Here is a 23,644-nt window from a genome sequence, read left to right as displayed (position 1 = left end):
CATAATTACAGAACCACACCAATAAATACTCTTGCTATAACACCTGCTATTTGACGATTAAATCCATTTTGTACTAAGTATTTAGTTATATCATTGGATAATTCCCCTTCAAATCCAGTCAAATAATCACATAATTTATTTATAGATTGATAATGAAGGACAACTAATTGAGTACCTGTTCTCTTTTCTACTTGCTTAATTATGTTATCCCAAGCTTTTTGTCCGACTTTATTAACTACAGCTTTAATAGATTTAGCCCCAGCTTTAGCAGCTATCGTTGCTCTCCCTCTTTCTGCAACTCCATCTCTATATTGCTCAGCCTTAGTTTTTAAAATCTCAGCTTCTTTAGGGTCTTTAAAAGAACTTTTATTCTCTTCAATACTTTCAATCAAAACATTTCCGATTTCTTTTCTTTGTTTCATTTCTTCATCAACTGCTTTAACAGTTTCAGCATTAGCTTTACCTGATTCTATCGTAAAATATACTGGTCCCATTAGAAGAGAAGTCACAATAGTAGCAGTAGCAATTTTTCTTATGTTTTTATACATTGTAAAAACTCCTTATGCAGAATTTAAACAATTACTTAATAAAAATCCCGATATATAATATAACATGTTTTTTCTTTATTCCAATTCCTTTATTGACGTTGAGCCTCGGAACCCTTAACAATCCCAAAACTTGTCGAATGGTCGGCTTAATAGCTCACGCTATACCGACATTCGTCTACAAATAACGGTATCAAATTTTTTAGCAGTCTCTTTATGTGATATAAGAATTATGAATATTATATTTTTTTGATAATGCTTTATAGCCTAGAGGATCTGCTTTATACTCTTTTATCAATTGAAGCTTGAATTCTAAATTATGTTTTTTTACGCATAAATAAACACCCCTAAACTTGAATTTTTCGAGTTCAACTTTAGGGGTGCAGTACAAAGAGTGTTGAATAATATCCTTTTATTTTGATTCTCTATATTATTGTTTGCTGTTAATGTAACTGTCTGGATTCACACTATATTCATTACCTACGCCACCTTGCATGCGTTGGAAGTGCAAGTGCGGTGCAGTTGAATTACCAGTGCTTCCTGATTGACCGATTTGGTCACCTGCATTAACACTTTGTCCTTGTTGCACGTTCAATTTATTCATATGCATATACCATTGGTAATTATCACTATTTTTCTCTTGGATTGTAACTTGGTTACCACCGCCATAGTTACTCCAACCTGCTTGTGTCACTGTACCGTCTGTTAATGAATAAACAGGTGTATTTTCTGGCATACCATAGTCAACGCCATAATGTGCGCCCCCGCCATGATATTGTCCATACTCTTGTAATTTAGGGTGTTTAGTTAACCATCTTGCGTCTTGTGCATGGGCACCGTCACCATTATCACTCGTATCAGGTGCTTCTGTTGTATTACCTTCACTTGAACCGCCTGCATTATCTTGTGTGTTATTTACTTCTGGAGCTTGTGCAGTTTGTGGTTGTTGTGTGTTTGAAGTAGCATTTTGTGATTGAACATTTGATTCTTCACCACTTGACTGATTATATGTTGAAGCTGATTGTGTATTTTGATTATTTTGCAGGCTTGCTGATGTATTGTTTGTTGTGTTGTCTTCAGAAGCTACAGTATTACTTGTTTCATTTCCTTGTGCACTTGATACTTCATCTGCTGAAGTTGTATCTTGTGCTTGTGTATTTTGGTTGTTATTTTGAGCGTTTTGAGTATTGTTATTATCTTCTGCTTTTGCAGCATTAGGATTTTTTGCTTTATCTTCTGCTGAAGGTGTAGCATTTACGTCATAACCTTCTTTTTGTACTTCTTCACTAGAAGCACTTGGAGAGTAGTTATTGTCATCTTGTTGGTAGTTTTGGATTAATGCACTTTGTGGGAAGTAGAAATAATGTGTCGCACCTTCTGAATCAGTTAATGTAAATTGATATTCGTGATTATCAAACATTGATTGATTCCAATTACCATCTAAAGTGTGGTGGTAATTACCTTGTGCATCCTTTGTGAAATAAGAACCGTAAGAATAACCTTTCGCTTCTTGTGTTTGCTGTTGTTGCTGTTCAACCTGTGGTGTGCCTTGTGTATTTTCCGCTGCATCTGCACTGTGACTGATAAACCCGACTGATGATACTCCCAAACCTACGATTGTCGCTGTCAATAACTTATTCATATAATTTAAATACCGTCCCTTTCGTATAACCAAATTTTATTTACAAGATACAAACTATCACGAACAGATATTAAAAGAAAGATGCACAATCGTTTTGTAAGAAAATGTATTTTGCATGTAATATAATTACGCGCCTTTGAAAACAACTAAAAGCCTGTGTACGCAACGTGTAGAATATAAAATATGTGTAAACAAAAGACGGATTATTTCAAGTTATATTACAAACAATTTAGTTTGTTTATAAAATGACTACCACTCCATGTTGAATTATAAAAACATTTTAGAGTTAACTGATTTCAATCACATTTAACGCATGCGACATTTCGCGATATATATTTTTAGTACGCCATTCTCTGAAATAACCTAAAGATACACATGCAAATTCTATACCATCTTTCTCAGTTTCACCTCTGAAATGTACATGCCCCATTAAACTATAACGAATATTATATTTTTGGAATAATGGTTGAAAGTCTGATGTGCCAATAAAAGCATTAAAATAGTTAAAGATGCGATGTGGCATTGGCACTCTGAAACTAGGGTCCGTCACAACATGTGTGACGAGAATAATTTTTTTATCTTCTACTTTTTGAAGATCATTTTCTGCCATCAAAGCTGCTTTATGGGAGACCTCAATATCACTCATTCCCCAGTCAACATGGACTTTATCTTGCCAAGTTGCCCCTTTGAAACGTCTTCGTTCTAAACGTTCAGTTGTATACTCTGAACTTGCGAATGTATAATCATACCAGCCACTATTCCCAACGATTGCCCACTCATCATTAATAATATAAGGATGTCCCATTAAGCACTCTGGTTGTTGCATGAAAAATTCATGAATTTCATGTGTTGTCTTTTCATCTACATTCCAATAATCGTGGTTACCAGGTATAAAAAGCACTTCTTTATTTATCCTTCTCTTCATTTCTTGTACAAACTGATAGGATTTACGGTAATCATTTGAAATATCTCCAGCTATCAAAAGGACATCGAGATGTTGGTCTTCAGCTAATGATGCTAATGTTTCAGCATATTCAGTTTCTGTATAATCAGATGGTCGATCAATATGCAAGTCTGAAATTGTTCCTATTCTCACACCTTGTCCCTCCTCAGCTATTTCTTCTTTAAGTCATATTTTAGCTTAATGGAAAAGGAGAACAAGCACAAACTGCTCATTGATGTGAATTAATATTATCTTTCAAAATCATTTTATGAACCCAATAGCTTTATGGCTTATAATACAATTACAATCCACTGCCACAACTTAAATCATTTAAGAAATTTTAAACAAAAAGTAATTCCTAAATTAAATATAATAAAAACGGGTATCGATAAATTGGAGAGATTGTGCAAACAGGCCTCTTCCGCTAAGCCCTATTACCTATACTTACAGCTGCAAAGAAAGGGTGATATAGTGGAACAATTTGAAACTTCTGATAGTGCAGTAGATCTTAAGGATATTGATTTTGCTTGGGATCAACTTATTACTGACGAAGACGAATTGGTGGAGGCTGGCTATCCTCAAGATCTACTTGAAAAGTGGATAAAGGATGGCGTTATCCAACCCTTCTCTCCCAGAGGCAATAAACGTCATTTTTATTCAAAAGACGTCTTCGTTGCAACTGTTCATCATGTCTTACAAACATAGCATGATAAGAAGCAAAGGATCGACCAAAGGTTGATCCGCTTCTTTTTATAGGCACCTATAAAAAAAGCTGCCAGTATCTATACTGACAACTTCTTTTCTATTTAAATGAGTATTTCACATTATTGATACTCTACAAATTTTTCAGTTGGCATTCTGAATGATTCACGTGGTTCTTTCGCTTTTTTACCGATAGCCACAATCATAACAGGAACATAACGGTCTAATGGATAACCTAATGCTTCACCAATTTTATCTGCTTCAAATCCACCAATCGGATTCGTATCATAACCATATTGTTTTGCTACTAACATCAACTGCATTGCCATCAAACTGCTGTCAATTTTCACAATGTCACTCATTTGCTCACGTGACAAACTTTTATATCCATCTTTTGCTAATGGTAAGATTTGATTTTTAACTTCTTCAGGCATCATACCTTGTTCTACAGCACTTTCATAAATGAAGTCTGCATTTTCATAACATTGTAAATCACCGAAAATAACAAGCATCGCTGAAGATGTATCATTTTGGTTTGTATTAAATTGGATTAATGGTCTTAACGTATCTTTAGCTTCATCACTTTCAACTACCGCAATTCTCCACGGCTGCATATTCACTGAAGAAGGTGCTTGAGCAGCTTTTGCTAAGATTTCATCCATTTCTTCTTTTGGAATTTTGTAATCAGGATCAAACCCTTTTACAGATTTTCTACTGTTCAAAATATCAGTAAAGTTTTCCATTCTTTCACCTCATAAGCATTTTCTATATAATAGAATATAGGTTAAACCATGGTTTAAGGGAAGTGATTTGTTTGGAAAAATATACAATTCAAGAAGTGTCTGATATGAAAGACATTTCAAAGAGTAAACTGCGTTATTATGAAAAACACGGCTTACTTATGAATATTGAACGCAATACACATAACCAACGTGTCTATTCTCATAAAGATATAGAAATGATCAGCTTGATTCAATGTTTTAGTTTATTGAATATGCCTTTGAAACAAATCAAACAAAATGTCGATAAGCTTTCTGAAGATGAAACGCAGATTTCAGACATATTAGAAGCCCATCTTAAAGTCTTGAAAGCTGAAAGAGAGATTGTTGATTTACGTATATCTGCAATTGAAGAAAAACTATCTCAAACTAGTAAAACATCTTAATTTTTTGAGATTGAAAACATCTTCTAAATTTACCCACATAAAACACAAGTCCCCTCATTACATCATTAGTAAGGGGACTTGATATTGGCCTACAACTCATGTTTTTTATTGTATTTATAATGATTATTCTTGCTTACAGTTTACTCATCTATTTTTTAATTTACTCATAGCAACTTTTGATTTGATTAATACGTTCAATAAAACTATCTATATACTTTTGAGGTTCTAAGATACGAGCTAATGGCGCCATCTGATATGCGATGTAGTAAGCATCTAATTCCGTACAAGCAACTTTGACTATGATTTTTCCATCATTTGTATTTTCTAATATTTCTACTATTGCATATTGCTGGCGAAATAATTCCCATTTCGACTTATCAATTTCAACTGTAACAAGTTCTTTACTTTTAACTTCGTCAAAGGTATGGTTTGAAACTTTAAAATTTTCAATATGTCTTACTCGCTCCGTATAAACCGTTTTTTCATATTCATATGTAAACCAATAATCGTAATGCATATACATCGTCGATAACGGCTTTACTTCAATATTACGTCCTTTGAATTTCATCCAAACCAAGCTTTTTTGACTAATTGCTTGTTCTATTAACATTAATATTTCACCCGGAAACGTTTCATCACGCTTTTTAAAGTGTTTTAACATCTCACTTAAAATTTTTCTATCTTCAATACGCAAATTCTGTATTTCTCTTCTGAATAAGTTATATACATCTACATGCAAAATAGGCGTTAAACTTTTAATTTTAACCATAAGCCCTAGCAAAGCTAACCCATTTAAACTATTAAAGTTTGTGATTAATTCATAGCCATTCTTTTTATACACGATTTCAGTATTTCTATTATTCCAATATTCACTTTCATAAAAAAAATCATTTATCGTTCTAACATCTCTTTGAATAGACTTCGTACTCACATTTCCAAACTCAGAAAGATCTGATTTTCTAACAGTTTCCCCATTCAGCAAACGTGTGAAGATATTCAAAACTCTTGTTGATTTATCCATGTTCACCATCTCCTACAGTTAAATATACAGGTAAAAGTGGACAATTAATGTCCATTACTTAATATTTTATTATATCTATCAAATAACCTAGTTGATTATTATGAATGTTTGCCTATATTTTCCTGTAAGTAAACAAAAAATGAGCCAACCTGTATTTTTCTCTCAAAATATAATCCAAAGATTGGAAAACGATTAATACAGCATTCAAAGTCAAAAAAACGCTATGAAAGTCATCATCACTCTCATAGCGTTCCTTGTTAATTAAATTTTCCCCAAACACCAAAAGCAGTATCACGAATAAATGCTGTATTTGTAGCATCTGCTTCTGCTTTTAATTCTTTTTTAAATGTGTCTATCGAGAAGTCTTCGCTTAATACTTGATGCGATTGCATTCTCGGCAGCATCATTTCTATAAGCCAAGCGAGATCATTGTCTTTAGACGTCTGCATTACTACTTCAGCCATAATATTAGGATTTTCAATACCGAGCTGCACATACATATCATAGAGTTTTTCACCAATATGAATGTCTCCGCCTTCTAATCCAACTGTCTGCCATACCCATTGGATTGCTTGTTGATGTCTAGGCAAGTTATCTCCGCCAGTACCGCCATTGATTGCATCACTTTCTTGAAAAATAAGCATACCGTCCGTCTTAAGAAACGGCTTCAGATTCTCCAAAGCTTGCATTGGTTCTGGCAAATACATAAGTACTCGACGTCCTACTATAGCATCAAATGTTCCTAAATCTTGAGGTAAGTCATAAATATCCGCTTCTCTATATTCAATATTCTCTCCACTATGATTTTGTTTTGCGAGATTCAACAATTGCGTATTTGTATCAATACCGATAACTTTCCCAGAATCACCAACAAGTGCGGCTAGTAATCCAGTAACTTCGCCTGGACCGCAACCTACATCTAGTACTCGCATGCCTGGATGAATATTCGCATCCTCTAATAATCTTAGTGTGAAATCATTACGGTTATTCGTCATAATAAACTCCCTTTACATTGCGACTTTTTCATAAAATAACATTTTATCCCTGTATATCAAGTCATAGGATTTATTTTATTTCTGTCTTTCTCTTCTTATTTACCCAGAATAACACAGCCGGTAATATAGCGTACCCAATTACCATAGCCGTAATCGCATAATAATTCAACATAGTGCCATGATCTGTTTTAATGGAGAACTGGCCTTTCCAATCGAACATCACCAATAATAATATCGTTAATAGTAATGATACTGCTGGCAAAATAACGTCCGTTACAATGTTTTTATGCACATTGTCTAATACATGGCCTCTTTCTTTTCCGAAATAAAACATCAATACACCAACCGGTACAACTAAAAATTGAATAAATCTAGAAATTGAACTTAAAATAATGATACTTGTCATATCATATTGGAATGCCATCGGTAACACTGCAGCTACAATACAAGTAGTCAAAAAGGCAATAAACGGGAATCCTTGTTTCGTACGCTGTTTAAACCAATGGGGCACCTGATTTTCATTCGCGATTGCCTCTAAAATCCTTGGCGTACCGAATGAAGCCGCCACATTTATACCGAACATTGAAACCAAAGCACCATATAAAATGATGTTATAAATAACCGGTGAATCAAACACCGCTACTAAAGACACGACTTCTTTTGTTTTAATAAGCGCTCCTGGATTCACCATCATCGTTACTATTATAATCCCTATATACACAATACCGATGACTAAAATAGCTAATGGAATTGCTCTTGGTAAGTTTCTCTCAGGTTTTTTCATATCTTCTGAAGCATTCGCAACACTTTCAAAACCAGTAAAAGCATAGAAAGCAGCAATTACTGCCATGACTAGAGTAGAACCATTAATCTTTGAAGTATCTACAATACTATTAATTTCATTAAAATGGTTTTTTCCTGTCATTATCACGATAACAGCACCAGCTACAATCGTAGTCACTAATGCCAACAACTTCCCGATTGTAGAAAGGTTATTGATAATCGTAAAAATCTTGTTACCAGCCATATTAATGATAAGTAATACAGCCATTAGCAACAGTAAACCTAATGTAATCATCCAGAATTCTGTGTTATCTCCACCAAAAATAGTAATCACTGTTTTCACGACTGCTGTAGCCATAACGCCCCAAGCAATACTTGCCGCTACAAATCTCGTAATACCCACATAAAAACCGATATTTTTTCCAAAGGCTGCTGTAGCGTATGCATATGCTGCACCACTTTTACTTACATATTTAGCAGCCGCTGCAAAAGTTATCGCTAACACTGCCGCTAATAACGCTGCTGATACATAGACAATCGGTGTATACTTCCCCGCTATTTTAATTACTGCAGCAGGAGATAAAAATATCCCAGAACCAATGATTGAATTAATCGCAAATAATACTATGGACCAAAACCCTAACTTTTTCATAACATCACATTCTTTCAGCTTGTTTTATAAAATCTAAAAACAACTCATCCATACTCGACTCTTTCCATAACATTTCAGGATGCCATTGAATACCTAAAATAAAACTGTCATCTTTTGATTCAAAGGCTTCAATAGATTGATCATTAGAATGTGCCGCCGCAATGAAATTACTTGCGAGTTCATGAATCAACTGATGGTGAAAAGAATTCACATAAAATGAAGATGTTTTAAAAATTTGAGCCATACGTGTTTTAGGCTTTATTGTTATTTGGTGTGTTTTTTCAGTTGGGTTAAAAGATTGCCAATGTCTAATCGTACTTCTTTCTCTATATGATGTATCTTGATATAAGGTTCCCCCAAAATAAACATTTAGAATTTGAGCCCCTCTGCAAATGCCTAAAATAGGTATGTTTTTCTTAGTTGCTTCTTCGATGAGCGCAAAATCAAATTTGTCTCTTTCAATTAATGTCTCACTCAATTTTTCTAATGGATCTTCGTGGTAAAGTGCCGGACTTACATCATGTCCTCCGCTCAATATTAATCCATCTAATTTCTTAACTTGCTGTTTGATGATAGACTTATCGTTATTCATTGGAATGACCAAGGGGGTGTCCCCTTGTTTAATAACTGCATTAATATAATCCTTATTGACATAACAACGTTGATATCCAGGAAACATGCCGTCTTGATCTTTTAAGATACTTGTTGATATTCCAATGATGGCTGACATGATATATCCTCCTGTGTTTTAGAATAAAATCCATTATAATCTTCTTCAAAAGGAAGTCAACATAATTTTCTAAATTTTTAGATAATTAAATCTAGGTATCACCCTTTCTTTTTAATTAATCGTTGAATCTATTCCTCATTGACCATTTTTCTTTTTTCATTCCTACGATGATTTATCCAAAACAACACTGCAGGCAGTACGATATAACCAATCACCATCGCAATGATTGCTGAATAATTCAAGACCAGATCTCCATGATGTTTCACGGAAAACTCACTTTTCCAATCAAATCTGAAAAGCATAAAGACTGTTAAGAATAATGCGAAGCTTGGCATAAACATGTCTGTAAAGATATTCTTTTTCGCTGAATCCAATACATCATCATGCGCTCTGCCCATATAAAACGTAATTAATGCTGCAGGGACTACAAGAAACTGAACAAATCTAGAAATCGCACTGAGTACAATGATGCTATCCATATCAAAACGAAATGACATAGGTAATAGCACTGCAACCACCGCAGTAGCTAAAAATGCATTCAATGGAAAGCCATACTTATTACGATATTTAAACCATACCGGCAGCTGCCCTTTTTCAGCTACAGATTCCAACATACGCGGAATCGAGAATGATGTCGCAATATTGATACCGAACATTGAAATTAATGCACCATATAAAATGATGTTATAGAGAATCGGTGATTTAAATATCGCAACAAGCGAAACCACTTGCTTCGTTCTTAATAACGCTTCAGGGTTGATCATCATAATAATCGTAATCAAACCTATGAACGCAGTACCGATGATTAAAATTGCTAACGGAATTGCTTTAGGCAAATTCTTTTCAGGTGATTGCATATCTTGTGAACCATTCGCCACGTTCTCAAAACCAGTAAAGGCATAAAACGCTGCAATAATCGCCATCACAAAACCTGAAGAATCTAAATGTGATGTATTAACAAGATGATCTATTTCATAATAATGTGATTTTCCTGTTGAGATAATCGTAATTAAACCAGCTATAATCACTGTTCCTAATGAAATCAACTTCCCTGCTGTTGAAAGGTTATTCACGATTTCAAATAATTTTGTACCGAAGATGTTAATACAAAATACAATTATCATTAAAATCAAAATGCCGGCAGTAACCCATACAGGATTATTACTAGGTCCACCAGAAATCACTAGAATGGTTTTCACGACTGCAGTCGCCATAACGCCCCAAGCAATACTGCCTGCAATAAATTGAGCAATACCCACATAAAAACCAATGTTTTCTCCGAAAGCAGCAGTAGAATATGCATATGCTGCGCCACCTTTATTCACATATTTAGCTGCAGCTGCAAAAGAGATTGCAAGTACGCCTGCAAATGAAGCAGCAATTAAATAAACAAGCGGCGTATATTTACCTGCCATGCCTACAACCGTACCAGGCGATAAGAAAATACCAGACCCTACAATCAAGTTAATCGTCAATAATACGATTGACCAAAATCCAAGTTTGTTCACCTTATCACCGCCTTTTTCCCCCAATTTAACAAAAAAGATATTCCATTGTGTGTTAATTACCCTAAAATTGTAAATGTAAGGCTTATTCATATACAAAAAGACCCGCATTTATGCATCATTAACATAAATGCGGGTTTTCAAATTAATTATTTTCTTGTTGCTACTTTAGAAACATACGATGACGGTTTATCTTTATCATAAATTGTAAGACCTGTAATATCTTTGGCATTTTTTGAAGGTACAAATAAGCTGACAATATAACCGAAGATAAAGGCAATAAAGAATGAAATAATTGATACATAGAATGGTGAGTTTGCGCCGCCTACACCTTTCATTAGATATGCAACAACTACACCAGTAAGTAAACCGACGATAACACCGAATGTGTTAGCGCGTTTCGTAAAGATACCAACTGCAAAGATACCTGCTAAAGGTACACCGAATAATCCAGTTACAAGTAAGAATAAATCCCATAAGTTGTTAGAATCAGCAGCAATTAAGTAAATTGCGATACAATAACTTAATAAACCTGCAATAACAATCGTGATTCTCGCAAAGCGCACTTCGCTCTTCGCATCTTTTCCTTTTCCGAAGAAACGATCTTTAATATCTTCAGATATACAAGCTGAAATCGAGTTCAGACTTGAAGAAATTGTAGATTGTGCCGCCGCAAAGATTGCTGCGATTAACAAACCGCCTACAAAAGGAGGCATTTCTGTCAAAATGAAATAAGGTACAACTGAAGATGTGTTAAATCCTTCAGGAAGTGATTCTGAATGTTTGTAGAATGAATACATCATTGTACCCATACCATAGAAAATTGGTGCTGAGATTAAAGCTAACAAACCATTAATCCATAGTGATTTCTTTGTTTCATCAATAGAATCTGAAGCTTGGTAACGTTGAACTACATCTTGACTGGCTGTATATTGATGTAAGTTATTAAAAATATTTCCCAGGAAAATAATTGGAAGTGCCGCTGCTGCAGAATTCAACTTCCAGTTATCTGCACTTAATAATTTTTTATTCGCAATTGCATCATGAGTGATTGTCCCAAAACCACCTTTGATTTCCATAGCACCGATGATAATAATCATCAAAGCGCCTCCTAATAAAATAACACCCTGTATAAAGTCACTCCATACTACGCCTTCAAATCCACCTAAGAAAGTATAAAGGATACATAAGATACCCACTAAACTCGCTACTAAATATGGATTGATATCAGACACCGCTGTAATCGCTAATGTCGGCAAATAGATAACAATGGCAATACGACCTAAGTGGAAAATAACAAATAATAATGATCCGATTACACGTACACTTGGTCCAAAACGTGCTTCTAAGTATTCATATGCTGATGTCACCTTTAATTTTTTAAAGAATGGCACGTAAAATGCGATAAGTAATGGAATAATCGCCACAATTGCGATGTTTCCGGCAATATAAGACCAATCTGTCAAAAATGCTTTCTCTGGCGTCGACATAAATGTAATCGCACTTAATGTCGTAGCATAAATTGAGAAACCAATTGCCCATGAAGGAAGGCGTCCGCTTGCTGTGAAGAAACTATCTGTGCTTTGACTCGCACGTTTGGTAAAATAAGCACCGACTATCAGCATCACTACAAGATACAAAATAACCGCTACCCAGTTCCATGCGCCAAAACCAACCTGTTGCATAAACAACACCCCTTAAACAATATTCTATTTTACAAATTGTATTTATTTACTAACTCATCTAAAGCTGCTCTGTTCTCTTCGTTGAATGGCGCGAATGGACGTTTCGGTAATCCACTATCGATGCCACGATATTTCAAGATTTCTTTTAATGTCGGATAAAGTCCTAATTCTAAAATTTTAGCGATAATATCATTTGTTTCATGTTGAACTTGGTAGGCTTCATCTACTTTGCCTTGTTGTGCGAGTTCAAAAATTTGGCGTGAACGTTTACCATTGACGTTATAAGTAGAACCAATAGCTCCGTCTACACCTGAAATCACTGCTTGAATTAACATTTCATCAAAACCTGAGAAAATCAGCTTATCTGGATACGCTTTGCGCAGACGTTCTAATAAGAAGAAATTAGGTGCAGTATATTTCACACCGATAATCTTTTCATGATTGAAGAGTTCTCCGAATTGATCAACATCGATATTTACACCTGTCAAATCAGGAATTGAATAAATAATCATTTTGTTTTGTGTTGCTTCAATCAAATCGAAATAATATTGTTTAATTTCTTCGAATGACAATGGATAATAAAATGGTGTCACAGCTGAAAGTGCATCATAGCCTAATTCAGTTGCATATTTGCCTAACTCAATCGCCTCATTTAAATCGAGCGAACCGATTTGAGCAATCATTTTCACATCGTCTCCGACTGCTTCTTTAGCAATTTTAAAAATTTGTTTTTTCTGTTCTGTATTAATTAAAAAGTTCTCTCCAGAACTACCGTTAACATATAAACCATCTAATTCTTCATTTTCGATGGCATTTTTAGCAATTGCTTTTAACCCCTCTTCTTTCACCTGTCCGTTTTCATCAAATGGTACAAGTAACGCAGCATATAATCCTTTCAAATTTTCTTCCATTTTGCATTCCTCCAAAAATAAGTTATCTATGATTGTCTGTCCTAAAAGATAAATTTCACTTGTTCTACTTTTATTTCGTATTTACAAACTTAATTGTAAACGCTATCATTTTGCTGAACAACTGAAATTGAAAACTTTTAACACAATTGTTCGAATTTAATGAAAATAATTTTCAAAAAGAGTTATAACCTTTCTGAAATCTATCGTTATGAATATAATGGTTATAAATATAGGAGGAATGCAGTATGTATAGCATTGCAGTAGACATCGGCGGTACGAATATTAAAGCTGCCGTATTAGATGATGATTTAAATATCATAGAATATGTGAAAATACCGACACCTGACAATATAGAAGTACTTATTGTAGATGAAGTGCACCGCTTAATTGCTAATTATATACAGCAACATGAGCTGACATCACCATTTATTGGTATTTCCAGTGCAGGTGTAGTTGATTCAAAACATGGAGAAATTGTTTATACTGGTCCAACAATCCAAAACTTTGATGGCACCAATTTTTATCGTGCTTTAAGCGATTTATCAAACCATATCAAAATGTATAATGATGTGGATGCAGCCCTATTAGGTGAACTTGCTTTCCATCATTATGACGAGGAAAATATCTTCTGTTTAACACTCGGTACTGGTATCGGTGGTGCATTTTATAATCGTGATATTGGTTTATATCCAGGGGAACGCCATCGTGCAAATGAAATTGGCTACCTGCTCTATCGTGCTGAAGATGATAAGACATTTGAAAAACGTGCTTCTACTTCTGCCTTGAAAAGTTTAATGCTGAAGCATGGTTTTGAATTTGAAACAGAAGTTCCTAAACTATTTGAATTAGCAGAAGAAGGCCATACACAAGCAAAAGCAATTTTAAATCAGTGGGCTGCTTATGTTGCTGAGGGGATTGCTCAAATTCAAATTATGTATGATCCTGGACTCATTTTAATCGGGGGCGGAATTTCTGCACAAGGTGAAATATTATTAAAATATATTGAGCCTAAAATCCATGATTTCTTACCTCCTGATTATGGCGTCGCACGTCTGCAAACTACTCAAACTGAAAACAATGCCGCACTTTTTGGTGCAGTTTCAGTAAAATAAAAAAACCGTTCCACTCAATGTCGAATTACATTAAAACATTGATGTGGGGCGGTTTTTAACATACCCTTCAGTCTTACTGCAGACAAACGTCAGACTACCCTAAAGAATCTTTCTTCCCTAAAATTGTTTGACGCGTATGTTGATAACTCTTATGCATATAGTCATTATTTAACAGCAAGTAACACACAATATCCATTAAAAACGTAGTCGCAATTTGAGTATTAATAAAACGTGTATCATGGATGCGGGATTGATCACTGGTAATCAAAACAAGATCAGCATGTTTTGTAATCGTACTTCCTTCATAGTTGGTAATGACTGCGACATAAGCGCCTTGATTGTGGGCGATTTGTGCAGCTTCAGCTAGTTCAGTGGTTTCCCCGCTATTAGAGATTGCGACAAACATATCTTTAGAAGAAAGCAATGATGCTGATATTTTCATTTGGTGTGCATCTGTAGAAACCATCCCTTTAACACCCATACGTAATGTCCGGTGGTAAAATTCACTCGCTGTTAATCCTGAACTTCCTAACCCTGCATAACTCACTTGGCGGCTTGTTTTCAAATAGTGCGCAAAACGCTTAATCTTTTCTTCTGAAATAAACTCTCCAGTCTGTTGAATAATACTTTGATGATAGCGATGGATTTGCTGGACAAGTGGTGCGTTTTCTACAACTTTTTCTGATTTTTCATGTTGCAGATTGAATTTCATATCTTGGAAATTCGCATAGCCCAACTTATTGCTGAAACGTGTAATCGTAGCTGGTGAAGTACCTATCGCATGTGCGAGTGAATTGATAGTAGAAAAACTGTCATCTAATTCATGCGTCTGCACAAATTCTACGATTTTCTTATCCATTTTAGTCAGTAAATGCCGATTTTGCTGAACACGGTTTTCAAATTTCACAGTTTTATCCCCCTTATTTCCTTAGGTTAACTTTAATATATATGAAAATTTTTTTCAATTCGTTATTTATAATTGATTAAAATTTTCTTGGTGCTATGATAAGGATGATAAAGGAAACTAGCCTACTTAATTTACAAAAACATTAGAGAGATGGAGCGTGTTGTTATGTTACCACAAGGATTGATAGTTTCATGCCAAGCATTGCCTGATGAACCATTGCATTCATCATTTATAATGTCGAAATTAGCACTTGCTGCTTATGAGGGTGGAGCAGTTGGTATTCGTGCTAATACAAAAGAAGATATCGAAGCAATCAAAACAGAAGTCCCTTTACCTGTCATCGGTATCGTCAAACGAGATTACGAAGGTTCGGATGTATTCATTACTGCTACTTCTAAAGAAGTCGATGAATTAATTGAAAGTGGTTGTGAAGTCATCGCATTAGACGCTACGAAACAAAAACGTCCGAAAGAGACACTGGAAGAATTAGTAACTTACATTCGTAAACATGCACCTAATGTAGAGATTATGGCAGATATTTCTACAGTCGAAGAAGCAGTCAATGCAGATAAACTAGGTTTTGATTATGTCGGCACAACACTTCGCGGTTATACCTCTTATACTAAAGGACATATTCTTTTTGAAGATGATTTTGCGTTTTTAAAAGAAGTATTAGACAAAGTAAATGCTAAAGTTATTGCTGAAGGGAATGTCATTACACCTGAGATGTATCAAACTGTCAGTAATCTCGGTGTATATTGCACAGTAGTAGGAGGCGCAATCACACGTCCAAAACAAATCACAGAACGCTTTGTTCAAGCAGCAAAAGATCAGTCATAAGCAAGTTGGGAGAATGAGAAACATGGAAATTTATAATTTAAAGGACAAAAGCACAGCAAGTATTTATACAGCAATAGAAATGCTAAAAACAATAAAGACAAAACCCGATGCGATTTTCGGTTTAGCGACAGGTTCTACAATGGTCGATCTTTATCCTCAACTGTCTAACCTATTAAACGTTAACAAAGTAGATGTTAGCCAGGTACGTACATTTAATTTAGATGAATATGTGGGGCTTAATGCAGAGCATACACAAAGTTATCATACTTATATGCATGAACGTTTGTTCCAACAATATGAAGGCTGGAATCAAAATAACATTCATATTCCTAATGGTATAGCAGATGACATGGAGCATGAAGGTGAACACTACGAAAAATTACTGCAAGATATCGGCAAACCTGATATTCAAATTCTCGGTATCGGCGAAAATGGACACATTGGTTTCAATGAACCTGGCACTCCTTTCGATAGTGTTACACGTATTGTGGATTTAACGCCTTCTACATTGCATGCCAACAGTGTTCACTTTGAAACTGAAGATGAAGTACCAAAACAAGCTATTTCAATGGGACTATCTTCTATTATGCGCGCGAAACGCATTATTTTACTTGCTTTCGGAGAGAAAAAGATTGATGCGATTCAGCGCCTAGCAGCTGGAAATGTTTCTGAAGATCTTCCCGCTTCTATCTTGCATAATCACCCGAATGTCGAAATCATTGTAGATGAAACAATTTACAAAGCGCTTTAAAAACTAGGCTAACACACAGTTTTTACACTTTATTTTTTATTGTTAGCAACTATTAAAATTATTATAGTAAAGATGCCTAAAATCATTTAAAATTAACCTATAGATAAAAAACGGGGGATATCAAATTGAAAAAGATTTTAAGCATCTTTATTTTTCTTTTCTTACTCATAGGCATGTGTTTTACAGGATATCTAGCATTTACAGCCGATACACATCAAAAAGACCAAAAAGACGTATCAGAAAAGAAAGACTCTAAAAAAGAGTCCAAAAAAGATAAAAGTCATAAAGATACTAATGAAAATAATCAAAATGCTGAAACAGAAGCAAGCATACCTACTAATCAAAACTATGGTACTGACTACAACAATCAAACAATATTACCTGATGGAAATACTTATGATGCTCAAGGTACTGAAAGTAATGCAAATACACTAGATGCTTCGGTTGAAAGCAATACTGAAGATAACTCTGGATATGCTGCACAACAAGAAATAAACGCACCTGGAACTGAAGCAAATTCAGATCCATCTGTACAGCAATAATATAACAAAAGCGCACCCATGCGGATGCGCTTTTTTGCTGTCAGAACCATCTTTTCTTTTTGAATAAAACGATTAAAGCAATAGATAATAATGCCATTACACCAATAAAGACGAAATAACTATATTTCCAATGTAATTCCGGCATATTAGTAAAGTTCATACCAAACCAGCCTGTAAGTAGTGTTAACGGGAAAAATATAGATGAAAGTATTGTTAAAACATTAATCACACTATTAATTCGGCCTGAATGATAAGATTGATTATTATCTTTAATCTCATCGGTCAATTCTTCACATGCTTTCAATGTAGCAGTTTGATGTTTCAATTGATTCAATATACGGTGTATCATCCGCTTCTTCTGCTGATCTCCCACAAAATGACTTGAAGTCTGGATGGTTTCTGCCAGTTGTTCCATCGGAAGAATCACACGTTTCAATTTAATAATTTCTGCACGTATGTTATAGACTTCCCGCATCATTTTCTTATTTCGATCAGAGTCGACATTTTGATATTCTAAGTTGAACACTTCTTCTTCAATCTCATCAACATACGTGAAATAAGACTTAATGATTTCATGCAATAATTTTAAGGTAATAATCTCTGCATCAGGTTTAACATCGCCCTTTTTGACGTGCTCTTGTAAGTAATCCACGATAGAAATCTTAGATTCGTGAATCGTCACTAAACTATTTTCCGTTATCGTAATATTTAAAGGGCGTGCTGAGAAGTCTTTTGTATCTAACGTGTGCACCACAATATGCTTAATATCTTCTTCTCTATTGTGATAGATATCAGGATGACCTAATGTATAAATGGATGAAGCAACTTCATCTTGATTTAAATTCAAATCATTTTGAAGATAATCACGTTCTTCTTTTGTAGGTTTAATACAGTCATACCATATAAAGTTGCTATCTTTCGGTACATCATCAAGGTGACTGGTGGTGACAATATTTTGGTTCTTATCTTGATACATACAAGTTAAAGTCATTATATTCACGCCTTTTCATGTGTTGCTTTTACATATTAATTACCACTCTATCCCTATCTAAAAACTCATGAAAATTAAAAAGAGAAGCCTCAAGCAATTCGAGACTTCGTCTTTTGCAAAACCATTAAACTATTAAATTTCCACATTTTCATTATGAAAATAAAACTTTGACGACTCTCCAAAATGAGTCCCATAATTCTTGCGGTGTACCAGTCATATTTCTTCCTCCCATCAATTTTTAAAAGTTTAATCTGTTACTGCTTCGCTTTTTACTGCATCTTCTGCGATGCCTAACCAAAATTGTCTTAAATCTTCTGTTTTAATTTGCGCTTCTGTCGCATCAGTGCCAACGAAATCTCCATGATCCCAATCATGTTGGATTGGGGAAACTTGCCATACACCTTTTTGTACTTCATCTGTTGCAGGTGTAGCGTTTTGTCCGAATGGGTGTTGTGCTGAAATTGTAGAAACCAAGCCATCATTTTCGCGCCATTCTTTCTCATCAGCTTTACCAATAACATTACCAGTTAGACGTTTAGAAGCAGCCATATGAATATCTGAGCGCTGTCTGCCATTCAGTCCTGGTCGTGTAGATTCCCCTGTATAAGATTTGTATACGATATTCGGATTTAATGATGTGCGTTCATTCAGTTCATTTGCACCTTTTCGCGATAAATCATATATTGCGTTATCCGTAGTTGTCCAAAGTTTACTTTGTTTCTTTATACGTTCAACATAATCTGGATACGATTCATTTTTACCTTGTTTGAAGCCCCATTGAGCCAGCCCGTAGTCTACTTGTGAATATTTATTACCTTGTAATTTCATGTTGTCGTACAGTACTTGGCGTATAAAAGCTTCATTACCGACATCAGCTGCATGTGTGCCATTATGCGGAGATGCAACTGTCGTAATTGAAGAAATCATATTATCATGATTGCCTTGGAATAATGGTGAAATTGTACCGCCATGTGCTTTTTGATAATCGATTTCTTCTTGATTACCGTTACGTAGAAATTCCTCTAATTGACGAATTGTTTGTCCGCCCATACTATGCCCGACTAAATGTACTTTTTGACCTGGCTGCCATTCAGGATATACACCTTCGTATGTCTTGCCGTAACGCTCATGACCATACTTTTCAGCATGAGCTGCACCATAATCAACCGTACCGCCTTTAATATAATAATAAAGTTCAACAGCACGATCATAGTTGCTGCCATAAGCTCCGATACTAGCTTCATAAACGTTATAGCCATTATTTTCTAAATCCTTCTGCAAATCTGTACGGTCTCCGCCCCAATAATTGCCGCTTGTAGGTCCAGCTGTTTCGCCTACTAAACCATTAAAACCATGAACTAGAATAATGGGGTCTTGATTTTTATACTGCTTTTGAGCAGCTTGTTTGTTCGTTTGATCAGTAACAGGTTTAGCGTTTGCTACAGTATTCTTATTATTCGTTGTTGCTGCAGCATTGCTTTTCAATACTTCAATACCTTTTTGATTGTCGTTTTTCTTATTGTCTTCAGGTTGTTTTGTATTAGGTTCGTTTTGATTAGATGTTTGCTTCAAAACAAAATTATTATCTTGATTTGAAGATGTTGATTTTGGTGCTGATTGGGGTTCAGGCGGTTGTGCTTGTTCTGTAATTGATTGTGTCGGCTGTTTTATAGCAGTTTCTGTGTTGTAATCTGGTTGTTCGCTTTGTTCATTTGAATGGTTTTCATTTTTAGGAAATACTTGTTCTACATTTTGTTTTACATTATGAACAACACCACTTAAATCAGTTTGGGCATCTGTTCCTACTTTTTTAGGATTATGCGCTGTTTCATTTTTACTTACTGGCGGTTCAGTTTTCTTATTAGGAAATGCTTGCTTAGAAACATCATTAGTCTTGTTGGCTTTATTTTCATTTTGAACATGCTTTAATGTATCTTCTGTTATTTTTTCAATAGGATATTGAGAATCTTTGTTTGAAGTTGTCTGAGATGCTTGTTCTGTAGCTGCATTGCTTTGTGCTTTCGCATCTTCTTTCTCTGGTGTTTGTTTCAACGCAGCAGGCGTTTTCTCTGTTTCGCTTGTTTCTTTTGGCTGCTCACTTGTGTTATCTGATGTGCTGCTTGTTTGATTGTTAATATCATTTTGAATATCTGTTTGTGTTTGATGCTGGTCAGTTTGTGATACTTCATTTTTATTTGTACTTTCCGATTGTTCTTTTTGTGAGGATACTGGTTGAGGTTGCGCGGATGGTGCTGGTTGATTAGTATTTGCTTCTTCAGATGATTTATCCGGATTTACTGTGTCCTTATGTAAATTTGGTTGTTCAGAAGGCCGCTCAATTTCTGGTTGTTCTGGTTGTTCAACAGATTCTGAAGATAGAAGTGTTTCTGTTTGATTTTGAGTTGCTTGCTGCTGACTTTCAGACTGTTTATCAGGTAATTGCGTTGTGTCTACAGACTCTTGAACTTGTGCAGCATCTGATTGTTTTTCAGGTGATGCTTCAGCTGCATCTGCACCTCCGCTTCCGATAAAAAATAAAGAAGCTACTAAAATAGATGACGTTCCAATTGCAAACTTACGAATGCTGTATTTGTTTTCTCTCTTCTCCAAATTAATACACCTCATTTTATGATTTCTTAAGTTATACCTCATTTAACATAAGATATTCTTATTCTAATTAACGTGTATTAATACTAAATTAAATGTGTTTAAGTTATTTGTTAATAATATCGAATTTGCATATAAAGATAAGATGTATAATATTCTCTGAATTTGTCCAATCTAAAATGAATCAATACTGATGGCTCTCATCAATTTCAAGCTCTTTATATGTATCGTTATAAAATCGAATTAAAAGTACGTTAAATATTAAAAAAGGTTGAAACCAAATCTCATATTGAGATTAGTTTCAACCTTTGACTTAACACAATTTATTTATGACCAAGTGCTTTCAGTGTATCTAAAGCAACTTGTTGTGCTGATTGCGGATTTTGTCCTGTAATCAAGCGACCATCTGCGACTACGAATGATGTCCAGTCGTCACCTTTTTCATATTCTCCGCCTTTATCTTTTAAAGCATCCTCTAAAAGATATGGCAAGTTGTCTCCAACACCCATTTGTGATTCTTCACTGTTAGAAAAACCAGCAACTTTTTTACCTTTAATTAAGTTCTGTCCTTCGTTTTTAATATTCAATAAACCTGCTGGCCCGTGGCATACACCTGTCACATAACCATTATCAGAATAGATTTTTTCTGCTAAGTCTATTAAACCTTTATCTTTCGCAAAGTCCCACATTACACCGTGGCCACCTGCATAATAAATCACTTCATAATCGTCAGCGTTCAATTCTTCAGGTTTATATGATTGATTCAATTTTGTCATGAATTTATGATCTGTATAATATTTCCAATCTACATCAGTCATAAAGTCTTCTTGCAAGCTTGCAGGATCAATAGGTACAAATCCACCTTCTGGACTTACATAATCGATTTCATAACCTGCTTTATAGAATTCATCTGCAAAGTGTACGACTTCTCCTAACCATGCACCTGTTGGACGTTCTAAATCTGGATATTTCGATACATTTGTGACTGCTACTAGAATTTTTTTCATTTCAGCTTCACCTCTCCAGTTATTTATACACGTAACTCTAACACTTAAACCATAGTTGAAGGAAAATCATCTGCTTAAGACTTATTATTTTTTCTAAAATTATTTCAGTGAACAATCGAGGTATAATACTTATTTTTTTATAGTGAGGTGTGAAAAAATCGCTTCATTTATATTTGTTTTTTTATTTAAAACCGCGTCATATCAACGTTTTTGACCTTTTTTGACTAAAACGATAAACCGCGTGAGCACAAGGTTTGCGTTAGTTACATAAACGCTATAGAATACTTGTAGACAACTTGATTAATGCAATCAAAAATTGTCTAATCATTCAAGTTAGGAGGGATAGACGTGACAACAATCAATCAACACAATGGTTTCAAACGGACTTTTCAAAAGGATCATTTAACTTTAGGTTTAACCATTCCTTTTGACAACTCTGAAAATATCGCATTGTCGTTTGAACAACAAGCACAATTGGCGCAGTATGCTGAAGAACTTGGATTTACGAGCCTATTTGTACGGGACAACCCGCTTTATAGTCCTCATTTAGGTAATGTAACGACAAACTACGATCCGTTTGTATTTTTAACTTACCTCAGTGCTCAAACTAGTAAAATTGCTCTCGGAACATCTAGTATTGTTGCGACATTACGTCATCCAATTCATACAGCTAAAGCAGCTGCGACTCTAGACTTGATATCGGGAGAGCGATTATTAATGGGGCTTGCGACTGGAGACCGTAAATTTGAGTTTCCAGCATTCAAAGTCGAACCTGAGACGTTATCTTTACGATTCAGAGAAACCGTTGATTCATTGAAAGCACTATGGCAAGACCACTCACCTCAAATTTCTAACTCTATCTTTGAGTTATACGAGGATTCTGGTCTGCAGATATTACCAAAAAACAACCATATCCCGCTTTTTGCGACAGGATATGCTAAACAAGACATGAAATGGATTAAAGAGAATATGGATGGCTGGATGTTTTATCCACAAGGTTTCCAACAACAAAAAGCACTGTTACAAGAGTGGCACGACAACGATGAATTCAAACCTTTTATGCATCCGCTTGTTATTGACTTATCAAAAGATCCGAATGAAAAAATCAAACCCGTTAAGGGCGGCTATAGATTAGGCAGAAATACATTGATTAATGTATTAAAGTCTTATGAACGAATTGGTACAAACCATATTATGTTGCACTTATTAACGCACGAAAGAACGTACCAAGATTTAATGAAAGAATTGGGTGATTATGTGATTCCACATTTCCCACCAAACATAACTAAGGAGGAACAAATTGATTATGAAATTATTAGATAGAATTAATGAACTTGCAAATAAAGAAAAAGAAATGGTACTTAGCACATCTGAAAAACAAGAACAACATGAATTGAGACAAGAATACCTTAAAATGATTCGCGGACAAGTTGTAAGCACATTCTCAACATTGAAAGTTGTAGACCCACTTGGTGAAGACGTAACACCAGATAAAATTTACAACCTACGCGAAGAAATGGGTACTTTAGATTTAAAACCTGAATAATAACTAAAAATATAGATGAATAGCAAAACCATATTGTAAAAGGCTAGGTAATTCCAATGAGG

Annotated in this window: 23 protein-coding genes; 8 read left to right on the top strand and 15 right to left on the bottom strand. The window is 34.9% G+C overall.

Translation table 11 applies throughout. The annotated features are described in order from the left end of the window. Positions 1 to 5: 5 nt before the first annotated feature. The 3 genes from DYE31_RS00490 to DYE31_RS00480 form a co-directional block, all read right to left on the bottom strand. Positions 6 to 548 carry a hypothetical protein gene (locus DYE31_RS00490; protein ID WP_015901614.1) on the bottom strand — a complete coding sequence of 181 codons (543 nt, stop codon included), beginning with the start codon at positions 546 to 548 and terminating at the stop codon, positions 6 to 8. Between the two features lie 427 nt (positions 549 to 975). Further along, on the bottom strand, positions 976 to 2,187 hold the full coding sequence (locus DYE31_RS00485; RefSeq protein ID WP_041613055.1) for a peptidoglycan DD-metalloendopeptidase family protein: 1,212 nt from the start codon (positions 2,185 to 2,187) through the stop codon (positions 976 to 978). A gap of 286 nt (positions 2,188 to 2,473) precedes the next feature. Continuing rightward, positions 2,474 to 3,283, bottom strand: a complete 810-nt coding sequence (locus tag DYE31_RS00480) for a metallophosphoesterase (RefSeq protein WP_015901616.1) — start codon at positions 3,281 to 3,283, stop codon at positions 2,474 to 2,476. Between the two features lie 132 nt (positions 3,284 to 3,415). On the opposite strand from DYE31_RS00480, the gene DYE31_RS12810 reads away from it, so the two are divergent. Beyond that, positions 3,416 to 3,835 carry a hypothetical protein gene (locus tag DYE31_RS12810; RefSeq protein WP_231635404.1) on the top strand — a complete coding sequence of 140 codons (420 nt, stop codon included), beginning with the start codon at positions 3,416 to 3,418 and terminating at the stop codon, positions 3,833 to 3,835. A 119-nt stretch (positions 3,836 to 3,954) separates the two neighbouring features. Here the strand turns inward: DYE31_RS12810 and DYE31_RS00470 are convergent, their stop codons facing one another. After that, on the bottom strand, positions 3,955 to 4,575 hold the full coding sequence (locus DYE31_RS00470; RefSeq protein ID WP_015901618.1) for a nitroreductase family protein: 621 nt from the start codon (positions 4,573 to 4,575) through the stop codon (positions 3,955 to 3,957). A 71-nt stretch (positions 4,576 to 4,646) separates the two neighbouring features. On the opposite strand from DYE31_RS00470, the gene DYE31_RS00465 reads away from it, so the two are divergent. After that, entirely contained in the window at positions 4,647 to 4,997 is a 351-nt protein-coding gene (locus tag DYE31_RS00465; RefSeq protein WP_015901619.1) for a MerR family transcriptional regulator, read from the top strand. Between the two features lie 160 nt (positions 4,998 to 5,157). Here DYE31_RS00465 and DYE31_RS00460 read toward each other — a convergent pair whose 3' ends face one another. The 7 genes from DYE31_RS00460 to DYE31_RS00430 form a co-directional block, all read right to left on the bottom strand. Continuing rightward, a complete protein-coding gene (locus tag DYE31_RS00460; protein WP_015901620.1) occupies positions 5,158 to 6,018 on the bottom strand; it encodes a helix-turn-helix transcriptional regulator in 861 nt (286 codons plus the stop codon). Between the two features lie 257 nt (positions 6,019 to 6,275). After that, entirely contained in the window at positions 6,276 to 7,013 is a 738-nt protein-coding gene (locus DYE31_RS00455) for a class I SAM-dependent methyltransferase (RefSeq protein ID WP_015901621.1), read from the bottom strand. A gap of 70 nt (positions 7,014 to 7,083) precedes the next feature. Continuing rightward, a complete protein-coding gene (locus tag DYE31_RS00450; RefSeq protein ID WP_015901622.1) occupies positions 7,084 to 8,448 on the bottom strand; it encodes an APC family permease in 1,365 nt (454 codons plus the stop codon). A 4-nt stretch (positions 8,449 to 8,452) separates the two neighbouring features. Then, complete coding sequence (locus DYE31_RS00445) at positions 8,453 to 9,178, bottom strand: gamma-glutamyl-gamma-aminobutyrate hydrolase family protein (protein WP_015901623.1); 726 nt, start codon at positions 9,176 to 9,178, stop codon at positions 8,453 to 8,455. Positions 9,179 to 9,306: 128 nt separating this feature from the next. Next, the gene (locus DYE31_RS00440) at positions 9,307 to 10,686 is read right to left on the bottom strand and encodes an APC family permease (RefSeq protein ID WP_065865955.1); all 1,380 of its coding nucleotides are present in this window, start codon (positions 10,684 to 10,686) and stop codon (positions 9,307 to 9,309) included. Positions 10,687 to 10,832: 146 nt separating this feature from the next. Next, positions 10,833 to 12,368 (bottom strand): sodium:solute symporter family protein, encoded by a 1,536-nt coding sequence (locus DYE31_RS00435; RefSeq protein ID WP_015901626.1) that lies wholly within the window; start codon positions 12,366 to 12,368, stop codon positions 10,833 to 10,835. A gap of 29 nt (positions 12,369 to 12,397) precedes the next feature. After that, entirely contained in the window at positions 12,398 to 13,279 is an 882-nt protein-coding gene (locus tag DYE31_RS00430) for an N-acetylneuraminate lyase (RefSeq protein WP_015901627.1), read from the bottom strand. A gap of 245 nt (positions 13,280 to 13,524) precedes the next feature. Between DYE31_RS00430 and DYE31_RS00425 the strand changes: the two genes are divergently transcribed. Next, complete coding sequence (locus DYE31_RS00425) at positions 13,525 to 14,391, top strand: ROK family protein (protein WP_015901628.1); 867 nt, start codon at positions 13,525 to 13,527, stop codon at positions 14,389 to 14,391. A gap of 94 nt (positions 14,392 to 14,485) precedes the next feature. Here DYE31_RS00425 and DYE31_RS00420 read toward each other — a convergent pair whose 3' ends face one another. Next, positions 14,486 to 15,298, bottom strand: a complete 813-nt coding sequence (locus DYE31_RS00420; RefSeq protein WP_115314344.1) for a MurR/RpiR family transcriptional regulator — start codon at positions 15,296 to 15,298, stop codon at positions 14,486 to 14,488. A 150-nt stretch (positions 15,299 to 15,448) separates the two neighbouring features. Between DYE31_RS00420 and DYE31_RS00415 the strand changes: the two genes are divergently transcribed. From DYE31_RS00415 to DYE31_RS00405, 3 genes are all read left to right on the top strand, one after another. Next, positions 15,449 to 16,138 carry an N-acetylmannosamine-6-phosphate 2-epimerase gene (locus DYE31_RS00415; RefSeq protein ID WP_268747920.1) on the top strand — a complete coding sequence of 230 codons (690 nt, stop codon included), beginning with the start codon at positions 15,449 to 15,451 and terminating at the stop codon, positions 16,136 to 16,138. 22 nt (positions 16,139 to 16,160) lie between these two features. Then, entirely contained in the window at positions 16,161 to 16,889 is a 729-nt protein-coding gene (gene nagB / locus DYE31_RS00410) for a glucosamine-6-phosphate deaminase (RefSeq protein WP_015901631.1), read from the top strand. 125 nt (positions 16,890 to 17,014) lie between these two features. Continuing rightward, the gene (locus DYE31_RS00405; RefSeq protein WP_015901632.1) at positions 17,015 to 17,431 is read left to right on the top strand and encodes a hypothetical protein; all 417 of its coding nucleotides are present in this window, start codon (positions 17,015 to 17,017) and stop codon (positions 17,429 to 17,431) included. 40 nt (positions 17,432 to 17,471) lie between these two features. Here the strand turns inward: DYE31_RS00405 and DYE31_RS00400 are convergent, their stop codons facing one another. The 3 genes from DYE31_RS00400 to DYE31_RS00390 form a co-directional block, all read right to left on the bottom strand. Next, positions 17,472 to 18,422, bottom strand: coding sequence for a CorA family divalent cation transporter (locus tag DYE31_RS00400; protein WP_015901633.1), 951 nt, complete (start codon positions 18,420 to 18,422; stop codon positions 17,472 to 17,474). A gap of 246 nt (positions 18,423 to 18,668) precedes the next feature. Further along, the gene (gene lip / locus DYE31_RS12965; protein ID WP_015901634.1) at positions 18,669 to 21,032 is read right to left on the bottom strand and encodes a YSIRK-targeted triacylglycerol lipase; all 2,364 of its coding nucleotides are present in this window, start codon (positions 21,030 to 21,032) and stop codon (positions 18,669 to 18,671) included. A 320-nt stretch (positions 21,033 to 21,352) separates the two neighbouring features. After that, positions 21,353 to 22,036 (bottom strand): type 1 glutamine amidotransferase domain-containing protein, encoded by a 684-nt coding sequence (locus tag DYE31_RS00390; RefSeq protein WP_015901635.1) that lies wholly within the window; start codon positions 22,034 to 22,036, stop codon positions 21,353 to 21,355. Positions 22,037 to 22,384: 348 nt separating this feature from the next. On the opposite strand from DYE31_RS00390, the gene DYE31_RS00385 reads away from it, so the two are divergent. Beyond that, complete coding sequence (locus DYE31_RS00385; RefSeq protein ID WP_015901636.1) at positions 22,385 to 23,359, top strand: LLM class oxidoreductase; 975 nt, start codon at positions 22,385 to 22,387, stop codon at positions 23,357 to 23,359. Beyond that, positions 23,343 to 23,582, top strand: coding sequence for a DUF896 domain-containing protein (locus DYE31_RS00380; RefSeq protein WP_015901637.1), 240 nt, complete (start codon positions 23,343 to 23,345; stop codon positions 23,580 to 23,582). Before DYE31_RS00385 ends, DYE31_RS00380 begins: the two co-directional genes overlap by 17 nt. Positions 23,583 to 23,644: the final 62 nt, after the last annotated feature.

The organism is Staphylococcus carnosus (genome assembly GCF_900458435.1).
GTDB classification, from domain to species: Bacteria; Bacillota; Bacilli; order Staphylococcales; family Staphylococcaceae; genus Staphylococcus; species Staphylococcus carnosus.
The sequence above is the reverse complement of the archived record's forward strand: the minus strand, read 5'-3'. Positions and strand labels throughout refer to the sequence as shown.

Bases quoted from the DNA above. Each gene is read 5' to 3' on its own strand.
- DYE31_RS00490 (WP_015901614.1), bottom strand. From the start codon at position 548: ATGTATAAAAACATAAGAAAAATTGCTACTGCTACTATTGTGACTTCT.
- DYE31_RS00485 (WP_041613055.1), bottom strand. From the start codon at position 2,187: ATGAATAAGTTATTGACAGCGACAATCGTAGGTTTGGGAGTATCATCA.
- DYE31_RS12810 (WP_231635404.1), top strand. From the start codon at position 3,416: ATGGCTTATAATACAATTACAATCCACTGCCACAACTTAAATCATTTA.
- DYE31_RS00470 (WP_015901618.1), bottom strand. From the start codon at position 4,575: ATGGAAAACTTTACTGATATTTTGAACAGTAGAAAATCTGTAAAAGGG.
- DYE31_RS00460 (WP_015901620.1), bottom strand. From the start codon at position 6,018: ATGGATAAATCAACAAGAGTTTTGAATATCTTCACACGTTTGCTGAAT.
- DYE31_RS00455 (WP_015901621.1), bottom strand. From the start codon at position 7,013: ATGACGAATAACCGTAATGATTTCACACTAAGATTATTAGAGGATGCG.
- DYE31_RS00450 (WP_015901622.1), bottom strand. From the start codon at position 8,448: ATGAAAAAGTTAGGGTTTTGGTCCATAGTATTATTTGCGATTAATTCA.
- DYE31_RS00445 (WP_015901623.1), bottom strand. From the start codon at position 9,178: ATGTCAGCCATCATTGGAATATCAACAAGTATCTTAAAAGATCAAGAC.
- DYE31_RS00435 (WP_015901626.1), bottom strand. From the start codon at position 12,368: ATGCAACAGGTTGGTTTTGGCGCATGGAACTGGGTAGCGGTTATTTTG.
- DYE31_RS00430 (WP_015901627.1), bottom strand. From the start codon at position 13,279: ATGGAAGAAAATTTGAAAGGATTATATGCTGCGTTACTTGTACCATTT.
- DYE31_RS00425 (WP_015901628.1), top strand. From the start codon at position 13,525: ATGTATAGCATTGCAGTAGACATCGGCGGTACGAATATTAAAGCTGCC.
- DYE31_RS00415 (WP_268747920.1), top strand. From the start codon at position 15,449: ATGGAGCGTGTTGTTATGTTACCACAAGGATTGATAGTTTCATGCCAA.
- nagB (WP_015901631.1), top strand. From the start codon at position 16,161: ATGGAAATTTATAATTTAAAGGACAAAAGCACAGCAAGTATTTATACA.
- DYE31_RS00400 (WP_015901633.1), bottom strand. From the start codon at position 18,422: ATGACTTTAACTTGTATGTATCAAGATAAGAACCAAAATATTGTCACC.
- DYE31_RS00390 (WP_015901635.1), bottom strand. From the start codon at position 22,036: ATGAAAAAAATTCTAGTAGCAGTCACAAATGTATCGAAATATCCAGAT.
- DYE31_RS00380 (WP_015901637.1), top strand. From the start codon at position 23,343: ATGAAATTATTAGATAGAATTAATGAACTTGCAAATAAAGAAAAAGAA.